Origin of the sequence: Pleomorphomonas oryzae DSM 16300, assembly GCF_000422965.1 — a bacterium.
In the GTDB taxonomy this organism is placed as follows: domain Bacteria; phylum Pseudomonadota; class Alphaproteobacteria; order Rhizobiales; family Pleomorphomonadaceae; genus Pleomorphomonas; species Pleomorphomonas oryzae.
Genome location: NZ_AUHB01000014.1, coordinates 1 through 22,804, shown reverse-complemented (window position 1 = coordinate 22,804; position 22,804 = coordinate 1). Strand labels below are relative to the sequence as shown.

Sequence of the window (22,804 nt, the reverse complement as noted above, 5' to 3'; positions counted from 1 at the left end):
CTCTTTAGTAACGCCAGCGTTTGGAGCGCCAGCAGAGACCAAAAAAGCCCTCTACGTCGTTGCTTTAAGTCGCGTCCGCCGCTTGAGAAGCGGCTTAGACCCGGTTTAACTCCGGTCACCGGTTGCCCTCGCCGGAACCGCCGTTAGCGGCCCTAGCGAAACCGGCACGCAACCACAGGCACGTGCGAAATTGGGCAAGGACGCATGTACTCTGCGTCGCCCCCTTCTGCAAGACCCTGGGCTACGAAAATCCGTTTGTGACGACAATTTCATGCGAGGTGCCCTCGCAGCGCCACGCTGGCCGACGGAGCGAGGCGAGCGTTTCCCGGCGCACTCCGGCCAAGTGCAAACGGCACTTCAAAAGCCGCATTAGTTCAACAGGAAGAATTCGATTGTCCACCCATGGGAAACGATACGTAAAACAGTAGAAAATCCAGCGATTCTGCGATGAAATTTCAATTTTTCATATTGACGAAACTGAGTGGATTCAGGTCATTAGAGTTAACGGGGCGCGACTGCCGGTTGGCCGATTACGGGGCTTTCACATGGTCGGCCCTAAAGCGCTTTCGCCATCTCTCAAGCGGTCCGGAGGCCACGGAACCGCTCGCGTCATGTGGACGAAAGTCCGGAGCGTCTCAAACTGGCGGCGGATAATGGATACATTCACTCGCATGCGTACGTTCGTGGAGGTCGTCGAAGCGGGCGGCTTCTCCGCGGCAGCACGAAAGCTCGGCCGTTCCAAGGCCCTGATCTCGAAATACGTCAAAGAGCTTGAAGACGAGCTGGGCGCCCGCCTGATGAACCGCACGACGCGGCGTCTGGCGCTTACCGAGCTGGGTCAGGCCTATTTCCGTGATGCGGGCGAAATCCTGCAGCGGGTCGACGACCTTCAGGATATGGTCCGCGAACGCCACGGCGAACCCACCGGCCTGTTGCGCGTCGCTGCCCCGCGCACCTTCGGCGATTCGACGCTCGGCAAGGCGATCATGGATTTCGTGGCGGCCAATCCCGCCATCCGGCTCGATCTTCGGCTGGACGACCGTTTCGTCGACCTGATCGACGAAGGCTTCGACTGCGCCATCCGCGTCAGCGAGCTCTCCGATTCGAGCCTGATCGCCCGGAAACTCGCCGACTATCGCTTTGCCACCGTGGTGCGTCCCGATGTCGCCGATATCCACGGCCTGCCGGATACTCCCGACGATCTGACCCGGCTGCCCTGCATCATCGATTCCAACCTGCGCAACCGCTTCAACTGGCGCTTCCTCGTCAACGGCATCCGGCAGACGGTGCCGGTATCAGGCCGCGTCGAAGTCAACTCGCCATCGGCCGTGCGCCTTGCCGTGCTGGCCGGTCTCGGCTTCGGTTCGGTGCCCTACAAGATGGTGGAGGACGACATCGCCGCTGGCCGGCTCAAAATCGTGTTATCGGAGTTCGAGCTGGGCGCAGCCAATATCTACGTCGTCTATCCGCATCGCCGGCATCTTTCCGCCAAGATCCGCGCCTTCGTCGACTTCATGGCCGACTGGTTCCAAAAGAACGGTGATGAATGCAGCGGCGGGCCGACCGCCCCGGCGACGGAGATCGTCGAGCCGAGTTGACATCGTCCCGCCTTGTTTGGCAGCGATGTGTCGCCGGAGGCGCTGACCGCCGCCGCGTACTGCCACGGGATGTCGCGCGTGACCAACAGGACGAATTTCTTCGCTGTCGCCTTTGCCGGCGCCCTTAGCGCGGCCGCGCCGGCCGCTGCCCATCCGCATGTCTGGGTCGATGCCAAGGCGGAGGTGGTCTACGACGCGAAGGGTGAAATCACCGCCGTCCGCAACATCTGGCGCTTCGACGATGCCTATTCGGCCTTCGCGAGCCAGGGCCTCGACACCAATGGCGATGGCAAGCTTTCCACCGAGGAGCTGAAGCCGCTTGCCGAAATCAATGTCCAGTCGCTGAAGGATTACGCCTATTTCACCTTCATCACAGCCAACGGAGGTGTGGATGTCGATTTCAACAAGCCCACCGAATATTGGCTCCAAGACGAAGGCGGCCGCCTCATCCTGTTCTTCACCCTGCCCACCAAGGCGCCGGTGAAAGTTGAGGGAAAGATGCGGCTGGAGATCTACGATCCGACGTTCTTCGTCGCCTTCCGCATGATCGACGACAAGGATGGCCCGATCGTTCTCGACGGCGCGCCCGCCAGTTGCACCGCCAAAACCTTCCGGCCGCCGGACATGGACCCGGCCGCCGCCGCGGCACTGGCCGCCATCCCCGCCGACCAGCGCAATCTGCCTCCCGAGTTGCAGCTTCTCGCCGACGATCAGACCAACGGGGCCGACATCACATGTCCCTGAAGCTTCGCCCTGCCGCCGCCGGATTCGCCCTGCTTCTTCTGGCCGCTCCGGCCCTTGCCTCCACCGGCCCGTTCGGCGTTGGCCTGCCGGAGCCAGCCGCGACCGGCGGGGCTTTCCTTCCCGGCCTGTTCCGGGCGATCGCCGGCTGGCAAGCCGTCTTCTACCGCGATCTCACAGCAACGCTCACCGCCATGAAGGCGAATGGCAGCGCCGGCGTCTGGCTGATGGCGCTCTCCTTTCTTTACGGCGTGCTGCACGCCGTCGGTCCCGGCCACGGCAAGGCGGTGATCTCCACCTACGTGCTCGCCAACCGCGAAACGGCACGCAACGGCGCCATCCTCGCCATGGTCTCGGCGCTCGCCCAGGCGGTGACGGCGGTGGTGATGGTGGTGGTCGCCGCCATTGTGCTCGGCGCCACGTCCATCGCCATGACACGGGCAGCCGCCACGCTCGAGACCGGCTCCTTCGCGTTGATCGTCCTGCTCGGCCTCTGGCTGGTCTGGCGCAAGATCGTCAAGCCGCTCGGCGCATGGTTCGCCGAACGCTATGCCCCCGTGATCGTAACGGTGGGTGGGGCGCCCGTCGTGATGACCACCAGCTTTGCCACCGCCATCACGCACGACGACTGCGGCCACGATCATCGCCGGCTGGGGCTCAAGCCGACGCGGCATGTACACGACGACAGTTGCGGTCATGTTCATGCGCCGTCGCCGGAAGTTGCCGCCGGTCGCCTCGACTGGAAGAAGGCGTGGTCGGCCGTAGTCGCCGTTGGCCTCCGCCCCTGTACCGGCGCGCTGATCGTGCTGGTGTTCGCCTTGAGCCAGGGCCTGTTCGCTGCCGGCATCGCCTCGGCGTTTGCCATGGCGCTCGGCACCGGCTTTACCGTCGCAGCCCTGACGCTCGCTGCCGTGACGACACGCGGCCTGGCCGTCCGCCTGGCAGCGACCGGCAATGGCGAGTTCGCCCATCACCTGCATGCCGTCATTGAAGCGGGCGCCGCCGTTGTTGTGCTGCTGTTCGGCCTCTTGATGTTCGGCGCGTCGCTCTGGGGTTGACGGCTCAGCGTTTGGCAGCTTCGGCGGCGATGGCCGCGCCGAAAGCTTCCAGGATGGCCTTGGAAGGCCCATCCTTTGCGCCCCAGTATTCGGGGTGCCACTGAACGCCCAGCGTAAAGCCGGCCACCCCCTTCACGGATACCGCTTCGATAGTGCCGTCCGGCGCCGTCGCCTCGACGACGAGCCGGTCGGAAAGCCGCGCCACCGCCTGCCGGTGCAGCGAATTCACCTCGATTTCGCCCTCGACGATGCGACCAAGGCAGCCGCCGGCGGCAATCGTCACGCCATGACGGATGGCGAACTTGCCGTCCATGTCGGCCACATCGGGATGGCGGTGATCCATGCGCCCCGGCTGGTCCTGGATATCGGAGGCGAGCGAGCCGCCGAGCGCCACGTTGAGTTCCTGCAAGCCACGGCAGATGCAGAGCAAGGGAATGCCGCGCTCGATGGTCCGCCGGATCAACGGTAGGCTGGTCGCGTCGCGCACCTCGTCATAGGGCCCCATTGCCTCGGTCGCCGTCACACCGTAATGCGAGGGATGGACATTGGTTCTCGACCCCGTGGCGACGACGCCATCGACGCGATCGAGAACCGCATCAAGATCGAGGCGCGATCCGAAGGCCGACAGAATCAGCGGGATGCCGCCCGACACCCCGAGCACCGCCTCGAGGTAGGTGCTGGGTGCACAATGCCAAGTGTAGCCATCGAAGTCGCGGGTGTCGGCAGTGAAGAGAACGACGGGAGCGGTCATGAACGGATCCGAAGCGTTGACAACCCGATCTTGTTAGCCGATCGGCTGGAAAAGCGGGAGACCCATTCTTGACCGAGTTTGGGAGGGATTTCCAGGCGTGACGATTTTACGCAACTTTCGGAAAAGTTTGCAGAATTGAAGCATCGACTAATTGCGCGATGCCGGATTTTCCGTTTTTAATGCCGCACACGCCGGTTCGTGTCTTCGGGTCGAAGGCCAGGTGGCGTTCAAGTTTCAACGATGTCGCCGCCTGAGCGGGGCTTGAAATAAGGGGCAAGGGGAGGATCGCATGGATCGTCGTCAGTTCATCAAGAAGGCCGGGCTGGTCTCCACCGGTGCCGCAGCGAGCGTGGGGACGCTCGCCATGCCGGCCATTGCGCAGTCGCAGCCGGAGATCAAGTGGCGCCTTGCCTCCAGCTTCCCAAAATCGACCGACGCCATTTTCGGCTCGTCCGAGCTATTCGCCAAGACGGTGTCCGAGGCAACCGACGGCAAGTTTCAGATCCAGGTGTTCCCGGCCGGCGAACTGGTGCCGCCGTTGCAGGTGCTCGACGCCGTGCAGAACGACACTGTCGAGATCACCCATACTGCCTCCTATTATTTCATCGGCAAGGATCTCACCTTCGCCATCGCCACCTCGCTGCCCTTCGGCCTCAACACCCGCCAGCAGCAGGCCTGGATCTACCAGGGCGGCGGCCTCGAGCTGATGAATGACTTCCTCGCCAACTACAACGCGGTGATGCTGCTCGGCGGCAATACCGGCACGCAGATGGGCGGCTGGTTCCGCAACGAGATCAACACTGTCGCCGATCTCAAGGGCCTGAAGTTCCGCGTCGGCGGCGTCGGCGGCAAGGTGCTGTCGGCGCTCGGGGTGGTGCCGCAGCAGATCCCGGCAACGGACATCTATCCGGCCCTTGAAAAGGGCACCATCGACGCCACCGAATGGGTTGGCCCCTATGACGACGAGCGACTCGGCCTCTATCAGGTGGCGAAATACTATTATTACCCGAGCTTCTGGGAGGGCTCGTCGGCGCTGCAGTACATGATCAACAAGAAGAAGTGGGAAGAGCTGCCGCAGGCCTACAAGGCCGTGCTGAAGGCCGCCGCCGCGCTCGCCAACGACGACATGACCGCCGCCTATGACGCCCGCAACTTCGCCGCCCTGAAGCGCCTGGTGGCGCAGGGCGTGCAGCTCCGGCCGTTCAGCCGCGAGATCCTCGACGCCGCCTATGACGCCGCCTTCAAGCTCTATGCGGATGAAGCGGCCAAGAACCCGGCGTTCAAGAAGATCTACGAGCCGTGGAAGCAGTTCCGCGCCGAGAGCTATCAGTGGTTCCGCGTCGCCGAATACAACTTCGACAGCTACGTCTACTCGCAGCAGGCCGCCGGCAAGTAAGCCGAGCCCTCTTGCAAAAATCAGAAGGCCGGCGGAGCAATCCACCGGCCTTTTTCATTGTTATGGCTTGGCGCCGAAGTCCGGCGCTGGAGCACCAAAGGATGGGGCGGGCGCGCCGAATGAAGGAGCCGCCGGCGTGCCGAATGGGCTGGCTCCCGGATTGCCCGGCGCGCCGAAGGCCGGCGCAGCCGGCGTCGGCGCCATGATGTCGATCTTGACGTTGTCGAGGTTCACCGCCGCACGATCAGCCTTGTAGTGCGTCACCATGCCCGGGAACAGGATGACCAGCGCCACCATCAGTACCTGGATCAGGACGAAGGGAATGGCGCCGAAATAGATCTGCGACGAGGTCACCGGCGCCGTCCGCTGGCCGGAGATCTTGTCGACGTAAGGATGGTTCGGCGCCACCGAGCGCAGGAAGAACAGCGCGAAGCCGAACGGCGGATGCATGAAGGAGGTCTGCATATTGACGCCGAGCAGCACGCCGAACCACACGAGGTCGATGCCGAGCTTGTCGGCGACCGGCGCGAGCAGTGGGATGATGATGAAGGCCAGCTCGAAATAATCGAGGAAGAAGGCCAGGAAGAAGACCAGGATATTGACGACGATCAGGAAGCCGACCTCGCCGCCCGGCAGGCCTGCCAGCAGGCTTTCCACCCAGAGATGGCCATTGATGCCGTAGAAGGTCAGCGAGAAGACGCGAGCGCCGAGCAGCACGAACATGCAGAAGGCGGAGAGCTTGGCCGTCTGCTCCAGCGCTTGCACCACCATGGTGAAGGTAAGACGACGGTTGAAAATGGCGAGCAGCAGCGCGCCCACCGAACCCATGGCACCGCCTTCAGTCGGCGTGGCAAGGCCGATGAAGATAGTGCCGAGCACTAGGAACACCAGCACCAGCGGCGGCACCAACGACGTCAGCACTTTGACCAACAGGCGCCAGCCGCGCAATGTCCGCGCTTCGGCAGGCAGCGCCGGCACCCAATGGGGACGAACCAGCGACACGACAAAAACGAACAGCGCATAGAGCGCGGTCAGGATCAGGCTGGGGTAGAGGGCCCCCTTATACATGTCTCCCACAGACCGGCCGAGCTGGTCGGCCAGCACGATCAGCACCAGACTGGGCGGGATGATCTGGGCAAGCGTGCCGGAGGCGGCGATGACGCCTGAGGCGACGCGCCGGTCATAGCCGTAGCGCAGCATGATCGGCAGCGAAATGAGGCCCATGGCGATCACCGACGCCGCGACGACGCCGGTGGTGGCCGCCAGCAGCGCGCCGACGAAAATCACCGCATAGGCAAGGCCGCCCCGGATCGGCCCGAACAACTGACCGATGGTGTCGAGCAGGTCTTCCGCCATGCCCGAACGTTCCAGCACCAGGCCCATGAAAGTAAAGAAGGGGATGGCGAGCAGCGTGTCGTTGCTCATGACCGACCAGACGCGATCGGGGATCGCCTGAAACAGGTTGGGCGACAACAGGCCGAGCTCGATGCCGATCAGGCCGAAGCCGAAGCCGCAGGCAGCAAGCGCGAAAGCGACGGGATAGCCGATCAGCAGGAACAGCAGCATCGAGCCGAACATGATCGGCGCGAGGTTGGCGACGAGGAAGGCGGTCATGGCAAGCGATCCTCGTCGATCAATTATGGGACGCGTGAGCTGGCGACGGGTCCGGCCCGTCGCCTGTCAGGAAGGCGATGCGCTTGATGACCTCGCTGACACCCTGCAAACCGAGCAGCGAGAAACCGATGGGGATCAGCACCCAGGCCGGCCACAGCGGCAGGCCGCCGGCGCTCGACGACACCTCTCCGGAGAGAACCTTCGATACCACCTGCGGCCAGCTGAACCAGACGGCAGCGACGGTGAACGGCAGCAGGAAGATCAGCGTGCCCAGGATGTCGACGATCACCTGCGCCCGACGGCTCAAGTGTGAGGCGATGATGTCGATCCGGACGTGCTCGCCCCTGAGCAGCGTATAGCCGGCGCAGAGCAGGAACACCGCGGAGAACAGGTACCATTGTCCTTCCAGCAGCGAGTTGGCCGAATAGTTGAAGAGCTTGCGGATGATGGCATTGCCCGCCGACAGCAGGATCGCCGCCAGCACCAGCCAGCGAGCAAAATAGTTGACGCCGACGTTCAGTGCGTCGATCGCCGCGCATACCCTAAGCAAGCCTCGCATCGTCTTCCCCCGGCCGGACAGTTGCCGCTCGCCGTGAGTGCGATCGCCATTCCGCCCACGCCACCACATTTCCTGCGGCGGCCGGGCCTGCATAGCTCATTTTCGGCGACAAACACAAGCAACCCGCAGGGAATACGCAATACCTATATGGTCTTGGCGGATTTTCACCACCACCGATCGGCAACACTGGAGGCCTCGCGCATCCCACCGCTTTCAGCTAGAAATTCTCTAAACTCATTGTCTGGATCCCGCCCAATGTCGCTGCCGCCCAATCATCCGATCGTCTCTCACGGCAAGGTCGGCGTTCTTCTCGTCAACCTCGGTACGCCCGACGGCACCGACCGCCGCTCGATGCGGCGCTATCTCGAGGAATTCCTGTCCGATCGGCGGGTGATCGAAACGTCGCGCCTCATCTGGTACCCGGTGCTCTACGGCATCATCCTCAACACGCGGCCGCAGAAAAAGGGCCGCGACTACGACACCATCTGGAACAGGGAGCTCAACGAGAGCCCCCTGCGCACCTACACGCGCTCTCAGGCGGAGAAGCTGGCGGCGCGCCTCGGCAGCAGCGGCGTGATCATCGACTGGGCGATGCGCTACGGCAACCCATCGATCGCCAGCCGGCTCGACGTGCTGCAGGCGGCGGGCTGCGAGCGCATCCTCATCTACCCGCTCTATCCGCAATATGCCGCCGCCACCACGGCCACCGTCAACGACAAGGCCTTCGCCCATCTCCTCACCAAGCGCTGGCAGCCGGCGGTGCGCACCGTGCCGCCCTATCACGACGATCCCGTCTATATCGACGCCCTCGCCCGCTCGGTCGAGGCGCATCTCGCCACGCTCTCCTTCGAGCCGGAGGTGGTGCTCGCCTCGTTCCATGGCATTCCCAAAAGCTATTTTGAAAAGGGCGACCCCTATTATTGCCACTGCCAGAAGACGGGGCGTCTGCTGCGCGAACGTCTCGGCTGGAGCGAGGATCGGCTTCGCATCACCTTCCAGTCGCGCTTCGGACCCGAAGAATGGCTGCAGCCCTATACCGACAAGACCGTCGAGGGGCTGGCCCGATCGGGCATCAAGTCGATTGCCGTGATGACCCCGGGCTTCGTTGCTGACTGTCTCGAAACCATCGAGGAGATCGGCGTCGAGAATGCCGACATTTTCCGGGCTAACGGCGGCGTCAACTTTGCCCGCATTCCCTGTCTCAATGACGGCGATGACGGCATGAACGTCATCGAACACGTGGTACGCCGCGAGCTTCAAGGTTGGATTTAGAGCAGGTCCAGCAAAAATGGGAACCGGTTTTGCGTCCGGAACTGCGGCCTAACAAGGAGATAGAGCTTTTCCGGCGAACCCGATTTCGTCGGAAAAGTTCTAGTAGCCGGCAACACGGTTTTTGAAATTTTCGGAAAGACCACCGCACCGTGTTTTGGCGGCAGCCGTGACTATTAACGGTTTTCCCTGCCTCACCGAATGTCGAACGACGGCTTTTCCGCAAAGACCGTGACTGGAAAACTTGGCGCCGGCATGCTCTAATGTCTGAAGGGGACGGCATGGAAGGCACAGGCGCCGCCGTTTAACCCTTTATTCGCAATTCCCGTTGACCTGAAAGACGCGGAGATCTTCCGGCACCAGGGGTGTCGTGACAGGAGAAGTTTGAATGAATTCATCGCCCGTGCATGGCACGATCACCGGTCCCATTGTGATGATCGGTTTTGGCTCCATTGGACGCGGTACGCTGCCGCTCATCGAACGGCACCTTGAATTCGACCGATCACGCTTCGTCGTCATCGACCCCAGCGACGCCGGCAAGGATATCCTGGCCTATCACGGCATCCGGTTCATTCAGGCGAAGATCACCCCCGACAACTATCGCGACATCCTCAAGCCGCTGCTCACCGTCGGCGGTGGCCGGGGCTTTTGCGTCAACCTCTCCGTCGATACCGGCTCGCTCGACATCATGAAGCTCTGCCGTGAGATCGGCGCGCTCTATATCGACACGGTCATCGAGCCCTGGGAGGGCTTCTATTTCGACAAGGAAGTCGAGCCGGCCCATCGCACCAACTACTGGCTGCGCGAAGCCGTGCGGACCGAGAAGCTGGCCAATCCCGGCGGCCCCACGGCCGTCTCCTGCTGCGGCGCCAACCCCGGCATGGTCTCCTGGTTCGTCAAGGTGGCACTCGAGAATCTCGCCCGTGACATGGGCATTGCCTACACGCCGCCGAAAGGGCGCGAAGACTGGGCGCGGCTGATGCAGACCATCGGTGTCAAGGGCATCCACATCGCCGAGCGCGATACCCAGCGCACGCTGATCCCGCATTCGATGGACGTCTTCCGCAATACCTGGTCGGTCGACGGTTTCGTGTCGGAAGGTTTGCAGCCGGCCGAACTCGGCTGGGGCACCGGCGAGACCTGGGAACCGGAAACCGCCCGCCATCATGATGGCGGCTGCCAGGCGGCGATCTATCTTCTCCAGGCCGGCGCCAACACCCGCGTCCGCACCTGGTGCCCGACGCCGGGGGCGCAGTTCGGCTTCCTCGTCACCCATAACGAGGCGATCTCCATCGCCGATTACTACACGGTCGGCGAAGGCACCCACCCCGAATATCGGCCGACCTGCCACTACGCCTATCATCCGGCCAACATCGCCGTGCTGTCGCTGCACGAAATGTTCGGCGGCGGCGGCCAGGTGCAGACGGTGACCGAGGTGTTGTCCGAGGACAAGATCATCGACGGCGCCGACGAACTCGGCGTGCTGCTCTACGGCCACGGCAAGAACGCCTACTGGTACGGCTCGCAGCTCACCATCGAAGAGGCGCGCAAGCTCGCCCCCTACCAGAACGCCACCGGCCTGCAAGTAACTTCGGCCGTGCTGGCCGGCATGGTCTGGGCGCTGGAAAACCCGGAAGCCGGCATCGTCGAAACCGATGAGATGGATCACGCGCGTTGCCTGGAGATCCAGATGCCCTACCTGGGGCCGGTGAAGGGCTACTACACCGACTGGACGCCGCTCGCCGGCCGCCCCGGCTTCTTCCCCGAGGATATCGACGAGACCAACCCCTGGAGCTTCCGCAACATCCTGGTGCGATAGGGCAGCGCCCGCTTTTGGGCTCCACGCCGTTAAGCCTGCACTGTATTTCTACGTATAATATGGTATGGTCTCCCTGACCGGCAGAAAGCCGGGAGGGGGGACTATTGTGAGCAATTCCATTTCGCTTTTGTTCTTTCGCACCGCCGCCGTCCTGCTGATCGTCGGCATGATCTTTGGCATCTACATGTCGGCGAGCGGCAATCACGCCGCCGCCGCTGCCCACGCCCATCTTAACCTGATCGGCTTCGTGGTGATGTGTGTCTACGGCATCTTCTTTGCGCTCAATCCCGGCAGGAGCACTGGCCGCCTGCCGAAGATCCTCTGGGCGCTCAACACCATCGCCGCCGTGGTGATGTTCCCGTCGCTGGTACTGCTGCTCAACGGCCACCCCAGCTTCGAGCCGCTGGTTGCCGCCGCGTCTTTCCTGGCGCTCTTGGGTGCCATCCTGTTCGCGGTGCTGCTGTTCCAGCCAACGGCGACCGCCTAACCCTTCCAGAGCAGGGTATCGCGGTCGCCAGGGACGTCGAGTTCGGACGGAAAGTCGGGAAAGACGAAGCGCTTTCCCGACTTCTCGAAGGTGACGAGACCGGTCGTCCGGTCGCGAGCCACGATATGCTCGCGCCGGACCTTGCCGACCGGGCTGTCGAGCGTGAAGCGGACGGCGTTGATCCAGCTCGGCGTGGTGGCCGTCAGCTCATCCTGCAACGCGAAGAAACGGTCGAGTGTCACCCGGAACGGCGCCGAATGGCGGATCGGCTCCGGCACATAGACCGAAAGCGTGCGCACGCGATAGTCGTCGAGCGCCTCGATCAGCCGCGCCAGCACGTCGCGATGGTCGTTGACGCCGCGCAGCAGAGGGAAATGATTGTAGAGGCGGATGCGGTGCCGATCGAGCCGGTCGAGCACCTCGCCGACCTCGCCGCAGACCTCATAGGGGTGGGCAAAGTGCAGCACCAGTCGCACGTTCGCCTCGGCCAGAAGGTCGAGCTTTCTGTCATCGGCGAACACCTTCGGCGCGAAGGCCGGCGTGCGGGTGTGCAGGCGGATTGACCGGATGGTCGGCACGGCGCGAAGGCCCGAAAGCACCACGCTAAGGTCGCGCGTCGACAGGGTCAGCGGATCACCGCCGGACAGCACCACTTCCGACACCTCCGGCCGCGTGCCGAGATAGGTCGTCAGCTTCTCTACCTCGGCGGCGAGACCCTTGAGATCGCCCCCCTCGGCGTGGGCGTCGGTCAACACGTCCTGGCGGAAGCAGTATTGGCAATGACCGGCGCAGATCGACGTCGGCATGAACAGCACGCGATCGGCATATTTATGGATGATCGTCTGCGAGCCGGGTACCGGCATGTTGGAGCGATCATCGACCCAGTCCGGCACCTCGCCACCGGCCGGCGCACCGAAGCGCTCTCGGGTCGGCCGCACCATGCGGTGGAGCGGCCCCTCGGTGTGGCCGAGCGTCGCTGCCTCCTCGTCGAGCTTGCGCTGGTAGAAAGCCGGTATCTTGATCGGCAACAGCCGCTCGCGGACGGCCAGCGCCGCATAGGCGGCGTCGAGCTCGCGTTGTTCACCCGGCGTGGTGCGATCGGAAGGGGATGATCGGAGCGCGGTCATCAGCGTGTCAGGTCGATCAGACCGGCGGCGCCGCTCTCGCAGCCGAAGGCCAGCTCGAGGCCATTGCCGCTCCAGGTCAAGGCCGACACCGGAGAACCGTTCGGGCGCGCCAGCAGCACCTCCTCGCGGTCGGAGAAGCGGCTGAGCAGGATCATGCCGTCGTCATAGCCGAGCGCGGCGATCTCCTCCAGGGGATGGCAGCCGACGCGGGTGACCAGTTCCTGTCGGCCGCCCAGCTCCAGCGGTCGTTGGCCCATCGGCCCATCCTTGTGAAAGAACGGCCACAGCACCGAAACGCCAGCGCCGGAGGTGGCGAGATAGCGTCCCTTGACCGACCAGGACATCGATTTCACCTTGGCCGGATAGCCGGACATGCGCATGTGCTGGCCGTCGCGAAGACGCCAGCCGTGCAGTGCCATCTCCTGCATGGAGGTGACGACATTGGCGCCGTCGGGCGACAGCGTCACCGCAATGTGCGAGCCCTTCCATTCCAGTTCCTGCACCGGCGCGGCCGTGCCGGGGAACCACAGGCCAACGCCGTTATAGCCGGCAATGGCTAGCCTCAGCCCCTTGGGGAAGAAGGTGAGGCCGAGGGCGGCGCGCGGCCGTTCCAGCTCGTGCACCTTGCCGGCACCGTCGATCACCACCACCGTCCGCCCCGAGGCGAAGGCAACGGCGCCACCCGGCCCGGCGGCCACCACGTCGATCCACTTGCGACCGCGCTCGGCAACCAGCGTGCTGGTGCCATCGGCCATGGTGCGCATCACCTTGCCGTCGTCGCCGCCGGTGATCATCGACTTGCCGTCGGCAGCCAGCGCCGAGGCGAGGATGCCGCCGCCATGCGGCTTCACCACCCGGCCGGCCGTACCGAGCGCAATGGCCCCATCACCGGTGATGAAGGTCGGCACACCGGCAACGTAGTGGACATCGACGACATAGCCGGAAAGCGGAAGCGGGGTAACCTCGGGCACGGGTGCGGCTCCGGAGCGGTGTTGGGATTGGTGCGACGGGAGTGCGTCATTCAGGCCGCAAATGCAAGAGCGGCGGCTGTCTCCAGCCGCCGGCATCCGTCATTTTGAAGCCGAACTCAAACAGCGGCAGCCTTGAAGCCGGCCTCGAGTTCGGCGCGATCGAGCTTGCGGCCGATGAACACCAGACGGCTCTCGCGCGGCTCGCTCGGCTTCCAATCGCGCTGCAGGTCGCCTTCGACGATCATGTGCACGCCCTGCACCACGTAGCGCTTCGGTTCATCGGGGAAGGCGAGAATGCCCTTGAGGCGCAGGATGTTCGGCCCCTGCGCCTGGGTGATCTCGGTGATCCAGCCGAGGATCTTGTCGGGGTTGAGTTCGCCAGCCTTCAGCGACACCGACGTCACCTCGGTGTCGTGATGCGTCTCATGACCGTGGTGATGATGATCGTGATCATGGTCATGGTGGTGATGGTCATGATCGCAGTCCGGACCGCAGATGTGATCATAGTCATGATCGTGCTCGTCGGCATCGAGGAACGAGGGATCGAGCTCCAGCACCCGGTCGAGATCGAAGGCGCCGCGATCGAGAACAGCGTCGAGCGCCACGCCCGAACGGGTGGCCCGATGGATCTTGGCGTAAGGGTTGAGCTGGCGAACCGTCGCCTCCACCTCGCGCAGCTCTTCCGGCGTCACAAGGTCAGTCTTGTTGAGGACGATGACGTCGGCGAAGGCCACCTGATCCTCCGCTTCCGGCGCGTCGCCGAGCCGGTCGAGGAAGAATTTGGCGTCGACCAGCGTCACGACGGCGTCGAGGTGGGCGAACTTCTTCACCTCTTCATCCATGAAGAAGGTCTGGGCAACCGGCACCGGGTCGGCAATGCCGGTGGTCTCCACCAGGATGGCGTCGAAGCTGCCGCGCCGCTTGGCCAGGTTCTCGACGACGCGGATCAGATCGCCACGAACGGTGCAGCAGATGCAGCCGTTGTTCATTTCGAACACTTCCTCGTCGGTATCGACCACGAGGTCGTTGTCGATGCCGATCTCGCCGAACTCATTGACGATGACCGCATAACGCTTGCCGTGATCCTCGGTGAGGATACGGTTGAGCAGCGTCGTCTTGCCGGCACCGAGGTAGCCGGTGAGGACGGTAACGGGAATGGACGGGGCGGCGGCCGGAGCGGACATGCGCATCTCCACGGATAAGAGGACCGCTGTCCTAGCACGCCCTCCTGACGGGCGCACGACAAAGGCGGACGGCGGCTCACGGAAAAATCTTCGGCCCCTAAATAAGTGTCATAGTTTCGTGTGAAAAGGGGATCACTCAAAGGTGTAGAGCGGCGACCGGCCCAACCGGCGCCGACGACGGAGACGGGCATGAGCTTCAACCATCGCAAGAGCGTCACCCACCGGCTGGTCCAGGCGGCCCGCGTTCATCGCACGCGCGCCGCGGTCCATTTGGGCCGTATCGGCCTGCATCCGGGCCAGGAGGCGGTCCTGAAGGCGCTCGCCGACCGCGACGGCCAGTCGATGTCGGAACTGGCTGCCGAACTCGCCGTGCAGCCGCCAACCGTCACCAAGATGATCTCCCGTCTCGGCGCGCAGGGTCTGCTCACCCGGCAGACCTCCAGCGCCGACGGCCGCCTCGCCCGCGTCTTCCTGACCGACGCCGGTCGCGAGCGGGCCGGCGCCGTCGATGCCGTATGGAAGCGCGTGGAGAAGGAAGCGCTGGCCGGCCTCGACGAGAAGGACCGCAAGCGCCTCAAGAAGCTGCTGCGCCAGATCGAAAAGAACCTGATGCCGGCCGGCGTGGCCGCCAACGCCGACGATGACGACGACGACGCGCCCGAAGTCACGGTCGCCAAGCCGGTTCTGGCTGTCCTTCACGATGAGGCCGATGAGGGCGCCACCGACTGAACCGAGCCCTCACGAACCTAGCTTACATCGGCGCGGATAATACTTTAGTATGACTTTGAATCGATCCGGAGGCGGCACCCGCGCCGGTGTGCCGTCCGTCCTGCGCCAGTGAAATCCTCAATGTCCTCCTCCGGGCCAATCCCGTCGCCTGCCCCACCTGCCCGCGCGCCCCTCAAGGCCCTGATCCCGCTGTTCGGTTCGACAATGGTCTTCGCCTGCCTCGACACGACGGCCAAGGCGATGAGCTATTACCTGCCGGTGATCGAGATCTCCTGGTTCCGCTACGTCATCAACCTCTTGATGGCGGTGGCCGTGCTGAACCCAATCTCCTCGCCCGGCGCCTGGCGGTTCAAACTGCCGGGATTGCAGGTCGTCAGGGCGCTCCTCCTGACGGTGATGACGCTCGCCAACTTCAGCGCCCTCCGCTACCTGCAGGTAGCTGAGACGACGTCGATCGGCTTCCTGTCGCCGATGGTGATCACGCTGCTGTCAGTCATCTTTTTACATGAGGCCATCGGTATTCGCCGCGTGGTCGCCATCGTCGTCGGCTTTCTCGGCGTGCTGCTGATCACCCAGCCAGGCTTCGGCACCTTCCATCCGGCCATGCTGCTGGCGCTCGCCTCGATGGCCTCTGGTGCCGTCTACAATCTCGTCACCCGCCACCTTGCCACGCGGGTCAATCCGGGCTCGCTGGTGATCTCGCTCGCCGCCGTGCCGAGCCTTCTGCTGATCCCGGCGCTGTTCGTCGTCTGGCAGACGCCGCCGTCACTCTTTGTCTGGGGCCTGCTGGTTTTCATGGGCGCCGCCGGCGGTTTCGGCCACTTCCTGGTGATGACCGCCCATCGCTTTGCGACAGCCGCCACCCTCGCCCCCTATGGCTATATCCAGCTGGTCTGGACCATCATCTCCGGCTATCTCGTCTTCGCCGACGTGCCATCGATCTGGACGCTGCTCGGTGCCGGCGTGGTCATCGCTTCGGGCATCTATCTCTTCCATCGCGAACGCGTCGTCCACGCCCGCGAAATGGCTGCCGCCGCACACTCCTGAGGCAATGGCCGGCAACTGGCTCCGTACGTAGGCAATCCAGTTGACGCCGCCCGCCCTTATGTTTCATGTGATCGATTGAGAAGGCAGAAAACAGGACCCTCGATGACCACGAGCAAACGGGAAGACCTCCGCCGATTCCGCCGCCGCCGCGTGACGCTGAGCCAGCTGGCCGCGCAGCTTGAGGTGTCGACTGCGACGGTTTCCCTGGCGCTGCGCGACAACCCGGCCGTCTCGGCCGAGACGCGCAAGCGCGTGCAGGCACTGGCCGTCGAGATGGGCTACATCTACAATCGGCAGGCCGCCTCGCTCCGCACCGCGCGCACCGACATCGTCGGCGTGGTCGTGCACGACGTGCTCAACCCCTACTTCGCCGAGGTGTTCCGTGCCGTCGAGAGCGAGCTCGAGAAATACGGCCTGACCATCCTGATCTGCAATCATCGCGACAGCATCGAGCGCCAGCGCAATTTCGTCCAGGTGCTGCAGCAGCAGAACGCCGACGGTCTGGTCCTCTGCCCGTCGGTGGGCACCACGGTTGCCGATATCGATGCCATCATGCGTACCGGCACGCCGGTGACGCTGGTCTGCCGCGACGTCGACGGTGCCAACGCCCCCAGCGTGCGCGGCGACGATCGGCATGGCATGTACGAGATCACCCGCCTGTTGATCGACAAGGGCCACAAGGACATCGCCTTCGTCGGTGGTCTGCGTTACACCTCGTCAGGCCGCGATCGCTACGCCGGCTTCCGCGAGGCGATGACCGAAGCCGGCCTGACGCCGGTGCTCGATATCCCCGAACTGATGAATCAGGCCGATGGCCGCAAGGCGGCTGAAATCATCGCCGCCCATTCGCCCCGTCCTTCTGCCGTCGTCTGCTTCAACGACGTGCTGGCCTTCGGCCTGATGAGCAGCTTCACCCGTCTCGGCATCCGCCCCGGCGTCGATGTCGCCGTCACCGGCTATGATGACGTCGATGGCTCCGAAACCTGGGCGCCGGCGCTGACCACGGTGCAGAATGGCTCCGAGGAGATCGGCCAGGAGGCGGCGCGCGCCATCTACGCGCTGATCGTCGGCGAGGAACCGCCGTTCGAGCATAAACTCATAGCTCCGCATCTGGTCATTCGGGAATCGAGTGGCTGACAAGGCGGTTTTCTGCCATACCACACTGGAATGGCAGGACGTTCCTGGGCGCTCTCCGGCAGTCCTGCCGCCGTCTTCCGGCCTGTGCGTTGACACGTCCCGGCACAGCGACCGCCGATAAAGAGGATCCGCCATGTTCGACACCGCCGCCCTTCTCGCCGTTCTCCGCCGCGCGCCGGTGGTTCCCGTGCTGATCATCGATCGTCTGGAAGACGCCGTGCCGCTCGGCACCGCGCTGGTCAAGGGCGGCCTGCCGGCGCTGGAAGTGACATTGCGGACCCCGGCGGCGCTGGAAGCCATTCGGCAGATGAGCGCCATTCCAGGCGGCGTGGTCGGCGCCGGTACGGTGCTCGACCGTGCCCAGGCCAAGGCGGCCGTCGAAGCCGGTGCCAAGTTCCTGGTCAGCCCGGGCGCCACGCCCGACCTGCTCGACGTGGCGATCGAGCTCAATGTGCCGCTGCTGCCGGGCGTCGCCACGGCCTCGGAAGCGATGGTCGCCCGCGACAAGGGCTACCGCATCGTCAAGTTCTTCCCGGCCGGTCCTGCCGGCGGGCCGAAATATCTGCAGGCGCTGGCCTCGCCGCTCGGCGACATGGTGTTCTGCCCGACCGGTGGCGTCAGCCTCGAAAACGCGACCGACTACCTGAAGCTCAAGAACGTCATCTGCGTCGGCGGCTCCTGGGTGGCGCCAAGCGACGCCGTCAAGGCCGGCGATTGGGCGCGTATCGAGCAACTGGCAAGGGAAGCGGCGGCGATCGCCGTCTGAGCATTTCGCGAACAAGTCGAGCATCGAACTCGCCGGTCGGGCTGAAACAGCTTGGCCGGCGAGATTTTTGGGCTCAGGCCCGCGCCTGCGTGGCGACCATGCTGACCATGCCCGACGACTCGATCTGGGCCGGCAGCATGGCGCGGGAAAACAGGTAGCCCTGGCCGAAATCGACGCCGAAATGCCGGAGCATATCGCGTTGGGCGGCTGTCTCGACGCCTTCGGCAATCACCGGTATGCCAAGGTCATGGGCGAGCGCCGTGATGCCGCGAACGATGGAGCGGCTTTCGCGCTCTTCGGTCAGTGTTGCCACGAAGGAGCGGTCGATCTTCAGGAGGTCGACGGGAAAATCCTTGAGATGGCTCAGCGAGGCATAGCCGGTGCCGAAATCGTCGAGGGCGATCTTGATGCCCTTGCTAGCCAGCTGCGACAGTGTCGACTGGACTTCGTCAGCCACCTTCGACAGCAGCACGTTCTCCGTCACCTCGACCATCAAGGCCGCCGCCGGCACGTCGAACTCATCGAGCGCGGCGGTCAGACAGTCGCAAAGGTCGCCGCGCCGGAACTGCGGCGTGGCGACGTTGATCGCTATATGGTCGAAGATAATGCCGCGCGCCCGCCAATCGGCCGCCTGCCGCACGGCCTCGCGAATGACCATGTCGCCGATGGCAAGGCCCAACTGTGGATCGTCGAGGGCGATGCCGAAAAAGCCGGGGCTGGCAATGAAGCCGTCCGGGCGATGCCAGCGCAGCAGCGCCTCGAAGCCGGCGAGCACGCCAGTGCGCAACGAGTATTTCGGCTGATAGTGCAGGCGCAGATCACCCCGGTCGATGGCCTGGCGGATCGCCCTCAGGATGGAATGGCGCAGCTCGATAGCTTCGCGCATCGCTCGATCGAACAGCACGAAGCGATTTCGTCCTTCGCCCTTGGCCTCGTAGAGGGCGATGTCGGCATCCTTGAACAACAGGTCTGGCTGCGTGCCCGACAGCGCACGGGCGATGCCGACCGAGATGGTCACCGGAATCGACTCGGCTTCGTAGGCGATCGGTTCCTGCAGGCCGCGCATCATCTGCTCGCCGATGGCGGTCAGTTCATCCTCGCCGCCGCAATCGGGCATCAGCAGCGCGAACTCGTCGCCACCGAGACGGGCGACCACACCAAGTTCGCCAACGGCCTCGCGCAAGCGCCGCCCCACCTCGGCCAACAGCACATCGCCGGCGTGATGGCCGAGCGTGTCGTTGACCGATTTGAAGTGATCAACGTCGATCAGATAAAGGCCGACGGTGCGGGCCGGCGTGCGGAAGGTCAGCGCGCGGTCGAGCCGCTCCTGAAACACGGCGCGGTTCAAAAGCCCCGTCACCATGTCATGCGTGGCGATGAAGTTGACTTCCTCTTCGGTGGCCCGCTGCAGCGTCGTGTCCTGCACCGTTCCGAGCAGGCGAACCACCTTGCCGCGCTGGACCTCCGCCTCGCAGACGCAACGCGCCCAGCGACGACGGCCGGATTCGGTCACCAGAGGTATTTCCGTCTCGAAGGACTCGCCGCGCGTCAGCACACGGACAATCAGCCGCTTGACCTCACCGGCAGCTTCCTCCTGGCAATATGCCAGGAGCGTCATCAGATCGGGCGGCCTCGACGTCTCGTCGAGTTCCAATAGGCGGTAGATTTCGGCCGACCAGATCATGCGATCGGCGGCAACATCATATTCCCAGCCGCCGATGCGGGCGAGGCGGGCCGTCTGCTCCAGGAGGCGTCTCTGTTTGCCAATCTCCCATTTCTGGGCGGCAATCTCGGCGTCCTTCTTGGCGCGAGTGATCTGGTCGAGCTCGCGCTCGATACGGATGCGGCGAAGATGCAGCCGGTCGATGATGGCATGCGTCAGGCGCTGCAGGTTCTCGATGTCGAAAACAGAAACCTGCCTTGGCTCGGCAAACATCACCACGACAGCGCCGATGCACAGCCCCTTCTTCACTTCGATGGGGACGCCAACGGCGGCGCGAAGACCATTCTCGCAGTGGACCAGAGGATGATCGGCAAATAGGGGATCTTTCGCCAAGTCCTCGAACACGACGACTTCGCCGGCGAGAACCGCCTGCTCGCTGACCGAGGCCGAGCGCGGCAGTACGGTGACATGCCGGCCGGCAGAAGCCTTGCACCACGAACGATCGGCATCCTGAAAGGTAATGACGGCGGCATCGGCGCTCAGCAGACTGCGAGCAAGATCGCAAAGGCCGTCAAATTCTGGCTCGGGTGCGGTGTCCAGAATCCGATAGCGATAGAGCTCGCGCAGTCGCTTCTTTTCGATTGCGCCCGATCTGGTCATCGCCCTCATCACTCCCCGGCTCGGCAGAATCGCCGCAGCCGTCCCCACGGCGGGAGTGTGCGGGGTGATCGTTTCCAAACACTGAATCGGAACTGATTAAAAACGAATCATCTACATAAAACGGCGGCCGCCGGAAAACCCGGCGGCCGCATAATTCATCTTCGGTGGATAAGCTTTTAGCGCGCGCCCGGCAGCGACAGATGGCCGACGCCGCGGGCGACCGTCACGGCCAGCACGATCTTCAGCGCATCGCCAAGAACGAACGGCAGGAAGCCGAAGGTCACGGCCTTTTCAGCGCCAATCAGATAGGCGAGGAAGGCAACGCCGAGGGCCATCAGCACCACTTCGCCCGCCAGGGCGGCGGCAACGACGCCCCAGAGCTTGCCGGCCGTGCGCTCGACAATCAGGCCGGCGACGAAGGCAGCGCCGACGAAGCCCACGAGATATCCAATGGTCGCCGGCTTGACGAACAGCGTCGCCATATTGGCGGCTCCTGACAGCACCGGCAAACCAAGCGCCGCCTCTCCGAGGTAGACGAGAACGGCGGCGGCGCCGAGACGGGCACCGAACAGCAGGCCGACCAGCAGCACGGCGAAGGTCTGCATCGTCATCGGCACCGGGAAGAACGGCACTTCGATCTGCGTCGCAGCGGCGATCAACAGCGAGCCGAACACGACGGTTGCCACTTTGACGGCGCCGTTCGAATTGGCGAGCGAGCGGGTAAAGGCGGTGGACGGCTGGTTCAGAGTGTTCAAGTCTCGGTCCTTTCCGGCGTGGCGGCCTTGCCGATCACGGCATTGCGGCCCGTATATGCGGCGGCTTTCCTGCGGACAAAAACATCTGACCGTCGCCGCGTCAAGATGAGGGAACAGGAATTGCTATGCGATACTACGTAGTAGGCTGCCAGTCTCCACTGGAGCTTGTCGCTTCAGGTGACATTCGCGGACCTCTCGGATGCGGACGCCAAGTTGTCAGTCGCGAAAATCTTAGGGCATCCAACCTCAGCAAGCGTCTTTCGTCCGGCTTGGTGCGGTTTGATTGTTCAGCGTTATGGTCTCGACCCGTTGGCGAAAGGAGGATCATTGTGAGAGATGGCAAGCCCGCATGATCATGAGCTGTCTGACGCCAGTCACGATCGGTCTCTATGTCTGGAGGCGCCCATCTGTGCGAGGTGGCCCGTGACCAACTTCTCGACCACGGCTGAGACACCGGACCAGACCTGCTTCAGGAGCATTTCTCGCTTTGCCCAGCGAAGCAGCTATAAGAAAACCGAACCGCGATCATCGACCACACGAGACGAAGGACTCCTCGGGATGATGATGACGTCGCTGCCCCACCGAATACTGACAGGGCCGGCCGCTATGGTTCTGAGCGTGTTGACGATAGGCACTGCAAGCGCCCGAGATGCCTCGCTTCCACCGGCCAACCAGCAGTTCGACTACCAGTTGGGCGGCGCCTACGCGCCTGCTAGCGGCGTCGGGATTGTCGTGCGCGACAGGCTCGCCTCGCCCGCGGCAGGCAAGTACAACATCTGCTACGTGAATGCCTTCCAGACCCAGCCAGCCGAGGCCAAATGGTGGCTGAAGAACCACCCCGATCTGCTGCTTCGCAAGAACGGCACCTATGTCGCAGATCCCGAATGGAAAGACGAGTATTTGCTCGACACCTCCACGGCGGGAAAGCGGAACGCCCTGATGTCGGTCGTCGGTCCTTGGATCGATAAATGTGCGCGCGACGGCTTCAACGCCATCGAGGCTGACAATTTGGACAGCTGGACACGCTCCCGGTCCGTCCTGGGCAAAGAGGCCAACATTGCCTTCGCAACCCGGCTTGCCGAGCGTGCGCATGCCGCCGGCCTCGCAATAGCCCAGAAGAACGCCAGCGAACTGGACGGTTCGATTAACCGGGTTTTCTGGACGGCTACGGGATCGTAGGAGCCGCCTCGGCGCAGTATCCTGACGGCTCGGCTTTGGGAACAGCCGCTTTGCTGGGGGGCTTATCTCCGTGGACCTTCGGCCTACGCCGCCGCGCTCCGCTCCAAACAGATCAGCCGTTTGATGTTGTAGACGAGGTTGGCGAGACCGATCTTGGTCGTCGCCCTGGCGATACCAATGGTCCGGATGAACAAACCCATCCGGGCCTTCTGTTCGGCAAAGACGTGCTCGACGTGGGAGCGCACCTTGGATTTGAGATTGTTGGCCCGGCGCGTCGCCTCGTTCATCGGCTTG

General features: G+C 63.7%; 20 protein-coding genes and 1 pseudogene. 12 read left to right on the top strand and 9 right to left on the bottom strand.

From position 1 onward, the window contains the following. The first annotated feature begins 653 nt into the window (after window positions 1–653). The 3 genes from G522_RS27895 (at window position 654) to G522_RS0120270 (ending at window position 3,397) form a co-directional block, all read left to right on the top strand. Entirely contained in the window at window positions 654–1,598 is a 945-nt protein-coding gene (locus G522_RS27895) for a LysR family transcriptional regulator (RefSeq protein WP_051228934.1), read from the top strand. 78 nt (window positions 1,599–1,676) lie between these two features. After that, window positions 1,677–2,342: a DUF1007 family protein gene (locus G522_RS0120275; RefSeq protein ID WP_169453567.1), complete on the top strand. Its 666-nt coding sequence runs from the start codon at window positions 1,677–1,679 to the stop codon at window positions 2,340–2,342. Continuing rightward, window positions 2,333–3,397 carry a nickel/cobalt transporter gene (locus tag G522_RS0120270; RefSeq protein ID WP_026792604.1) on the top strand — a complete coding sequence of 355 codons (1,065 nt, stop codon included), beginning with the start codon at window positions 2,333–2,335 and terminating at the stop codon, window positions 3,395–3,397. Before G522_RS0120275 ends, G522_RS0120270 begins: the two co-directional genes overlap by 10 nt. Before the next feature lie 4 nt (window positions 3,398–3,401). Here G522_RS0120270 and G522_RS0120265 read toward each other — a convergent pair whose 3' ends face one another. Beyond that, window positions 3,402–4,148 carry a gamma-glutamyl-gamma-aminobutyrate hydrolase family protein gene (locus G522_RS0120265; RefSeq protein ID WP_026792603.1) on the bottom strand — a complete coding sequence of 249 codons (747 nt, stop codon included), beginning with the start codon at window positions 4,146–4,148 and terminating at the stop codon, window positions 3,402–3,404. Between the two features lie 289 nt (window positions 4,149–4,437). On the opposite strand from G522_RS0120265, the gene G522_RS0120260 reads away from it, so the two are divergent. Continuing rightward, window positions 4,438–5,544: a TRAP transporter substrate-binding protein gene (locus G522_RS0120260; protein ID WP_026792602.1), complete on the top strand. Its 1,107-nt coding sequence runs from the start codon at window positions 4,438–4,440 to the stop codon at window positions 5,542–5,544. A gap of 60 nt (window positions 5,545–5,604) precedes the next feature. On the opposite strand, the gene G522_RS0120255 is transcribed toward G522_RS0120260, so the two are convergent. Continuing rightward, a complete protein-coding gene (locus G522_RS0120255) occupies window positions 5,605–7,158 on the bottom strand; it encodes a TRAP transporter large permease (RefSeq protein ID WP_026792601.1) in 1,554 nt (517 codons plus the stop codon). A gap of 19 nt (window positions 7,159–7,177) precedes the next feature. Beyond that, entirely contained in the window at window positions 7,178–7,717 is a 540-nt protein-coding gene (locus G522_RS0120250) for a TRAP transporter small permease subunit (protein ID WP_026792600.1), read from the bottom strand. A gap of 255 nt (window positions 7,718–7,972) precedes the next feature. On the opposite strand from G522_RS0120250, the gene hemH reads away from it, so the two are divergent. From hemH to G522_RS0120235, 3 genes are all read left to right on the top strand, one after another. Further along, entirely contained in the window at window positions 7,973–8,989 is a 1,017-nt protein-coding gene (hemH, locus tag G522_RS0120245; RefSeq protein WP_026792599.1) for a ferrochelatase, read from the top strand. 385 nt (window positions 8,990–9,374) lie between these two features. Then, a complete protein-coding gene (locus G522_RS0120240; protein ID WP_026792598.1) occupies window positions 9,375–10,805 on the top strand; it encodes a homospermidine synthase in 1,431 nt (476 codons plus the stop codon). 106 nt (window positions 10,806–10,911) lie between these two features. Further along, window positions 10,912–11,292 (top strand): hypothetical protein, encoded by a 381-nt coding sequence (locus G522_RS0120235; RefSeq protein ID WP_084633312.1) that lies wholly within the window; start codon window positions 10,912–10,914, stop codon window positions 11,290–11,292. Here G522_RS0120235 and G522_RS0120230 read toward each other — a convergent pair. The 3 genes from G522_RS0120230 to G522_RS0120220 form a co-directional block, all read right to left on the bottom strand. After that, window positions 11,289–12,419, bottom strand: coding sequence for a radical SAM protein (locus G522_RS0120230; protein WP_026792596.1), 1,131 nt, complete (start codon window positions 12,417–12,419; stop codon window positions 11,289–11,291). The genes G522_RS0120235 and G522_RS0120230 overlap by 4 nt on opposite strands. Continuing rightward, window positions 12,419–13,390: a WD40 repeat domain-containing protein gene (locus G522_RS0120225; RefSeq protein ID WP_026792595.1), complete on the bottom strand. Its 972-nt coding sequence runs from the start codon at window positions 13,388–13,390 to the stop codon at window positions 12,419–12,421. Before G522_RS0120225 ends, G522_RS0120230 begins: the two co-directional genes overlap by 1 nt. Window positions 13,391–13,506: 116 nt before the next feature. After that, window positions 13,507–14,574, bottom strand: a complete 1,068-nt coding sequence (locus tag G522_RS0120220) for a CobW family GTP-binding protein (protein WP_026792594.1) — start codon at window positions 14,572–14,574, stop codon at window positions 13,507–13,509. Window positions 14,575–14,763: 189 nt separating this feature from the next. Between G522_RS0120220 and G522_RS27890 the strand changes: the two genes are divergently transcribed. From G522_RS27890 to G522_RS0120200, 4 genes are all read left to right on the top strand, one after another. Continuing rightward, complete coding sequence (locus tag G522_RS27890; RefSeq protein WP_036840247.1) at window positions 14,764–15,303, top strand: MarR family winged helix-turn-helix transcriptional regulator; 540 nt, start codon at window positions 14,764–14,766, stop codon at window positions 15,301–15,303. Window positions 15,304–15,423: 120 nt separating this feature from the next. After that, window positions 15,424–16,350 (top strand): DMT family transporter, encoded by a 927-nt coding sequence (locus tag G522_RS0120210; RefSeq protein ID WP_051228928.1) that lies wholly within the window; start codon window positions 15,424–15,426, stop codon window positions 16,348–16,350. Between the two features lie 102 nt (window positions 16,351–16,452). Continuing rightward, window positions 16,453–17,487: a LacI family DNA-binding transcriptional regulator gene (locus G522_RS0120205; protein ID WP_051228926.1), complete on the top strand. Its 1,035-nt coding sequence runs from the start codon at window positions 16,453–16,455 to the stop codon at window positions 17,485–17,487. A 133-nt stretch (window positions 17,488–17,620) separates the two neighbouring features. After that, a complete protein-coding gene (locus tag G522_RS0120200; RefSeq protein WP_026792591.1) occupies window positions 17,621–18,253 on the top strand; it encodes a bifunctional 4-hydroxy-2-oxoglutarate aldolase/2-dehydro-3-deoxy-phosphogluconate aldolase in 633 nt (210 codons plus the stop codon). A 73-nt stretch (window positions 18,254–18,326) separates the two neighbouring features. Here the strand turns inward: G522_RS0120200 and G522_RS0120195 are convergent, their stop codons facing one another. Both G522_RS0120195 and G522_RS27885 read right to left on the bottom strand, forming a co-directional pair. Next, window positions 18,327–20,576, bottom strand: a complete 2,250-nt coding sequence (locus G522_RS0120195) for a putative bifunctional diguanylate cyclase/phosphodiesterase (RefSeq protein WP_026792590.1) — start codon at window positions 20,574–20,576, stop codon at window positions 18,327–18,329. A 176-nt stretch (window positions 20,577–20,752) separates the two neighbouring features. Further along, window positions 20,753–21,331 carry a biotin transporter BioY gene (locus G522_RS27885; RefSeq protein ID WP_051228924.1) on the bottom strand — a complete coding sequence of 193 codons (579 nt, stop codon included), beginning with the start codon at window positions 21,329–21,331 and terminating at the stop codon, window positions 20,753–20,755. Window positions 21,332–21,754: 423 nt separating this feature from the next. Between G522_RS27885 and G522_RS27880 the strand changes: the two genes are divergently transcribed. After that, window positions 21,755–22,510 carry an endo alpha-1,4 polygalactosaminidase gene (locus tag G522_RS27880; protein ID WP_210162951.1) on the top strand — a complete coding sequence of 252 codons (756 nt, stop codon included), beginning with the start codon at window positions 21,755–21,757 and terminating at the stop codon, window positions 22,508–22,510. Window positions 22,511–22,593: 83 nt separating this feature from the next. Here the strand turns inward: G522_RS27880 and G522_RS30315 are convergent. Then, window positions 22,594–22,804, bottom strand: a pseudogene (locus G522_RS30315) (IS5/IS1182 family transposase); the annotation flags it as partial.

Excerpts from the sequence above, each read along its gene's own strand:
- G522_RS0120240 (WP_026792598.1), top strand. The coding sequence starts at position 9,375 with ATGAATTCATCGCCCGTGCATGGCACGATCACCGGTCCCATTGTGATG.
- G522_RS0120255 (WP_026792601.1), bottom strand. The coding sequence starts at position 7,158 with ATGACCGCCTTCCTCGTCGCCAACCTCGCGCCGATCATGTTCGGCTCG.
- G522_RS0120220 (WP_026792594.1), bottom strand. The coding sequence starts at position 14,574 with ATGTCCGCTCCGGCCGCCGCCCCGTCCATTCCCGTTACCGTCCTCACC.
- G522_RS0120210 (WP_051228928.1), top strand. The coding sequence starts at position 15,424 with ATGTCCTCCTCCGGGCCAATCCCGTCGCCTGCCCCACCTGCCCGCGCG.
- G522_RS0120265 (WP_026792603.1), bottom strand. The coding sequence starts at position 4,148 with ATGACCGCTCCCGTCGTTCTCTTCACTGCCGACACCCGCGACTTCGAT.
- hemH (WP_026792599.1), top strand. The coding sequence starts at position 7,973 with ATGTCGCTGCCGCCCAATCATCCGATCGTCTCTCACGGCAAGGTCGGC.
- G522_RS0120250 (WP_026792600.1), bottom strand. The coding sequence starts at position 7,717 with ATGCGAGGCTTGCTTAGGGTATGCGCGGCGATCGACGCACTGAACGTC.
- G522_RS27895 (WP_051228934.1), top strand. The coding sequence starts at position 654 with ATGGATACATTCACTCGCATGCGTACGTTCGTGGAGGTCGTCGAAGCG.
- G522_RS0120230 (WP_026792596.1), bottom strand. The coding sequence starts at position 12,419 with ATGACCGCGCTCCGATCATCCCCTTCCGATCGCACCACGCCGGGTGAA.
- G522_RS0120205 (WP_051228926.1), top strand. The coding sequence starts at position 16,453 with ATGACCACGAGCAAACGGGAAGACCTCCGCCGATTCCGCCGCCGCCGC.
- G522_RS0120260 (WP_026792602.1), top strand. The coding sequence starts at position 4,438 with ATGGATCGTCGTCAGTTCATCAAGAAGGCCGGGCTGGTCTCCACCGGT.
- G522_RS0120195 (WP_026792590.1), bottom strand. The coding sequence starts at position 20,576 with ATGACCAGATCGGGCGCAATCGAAAAGAAGCGACTGCGCGAGCTCTAT.
- G522_RS0120200 (WP_026792591.1), top strand. The coding sequence starts at position 17,621 with ATGTTCGACACCGCCGCCCTTCTCGCCGTTCTCCGCCGCGCGCCGGTG.
- G522_RS27890 (WP_036840247.1), top strand. The coding sequence starts at position 14,764 with ATGAGCTTCAACCATCGCAAGAGCGTCACCCACCGGCTGGTCCAGGCG.
- G522_RS0120270 (WP_026792604.1), top strand. The coding sequence starts at position 2,333 with ATGTCCCTGAAGCTTCGCCCTGCCGCCGCCGGATTCGCCCTGCTTCTT.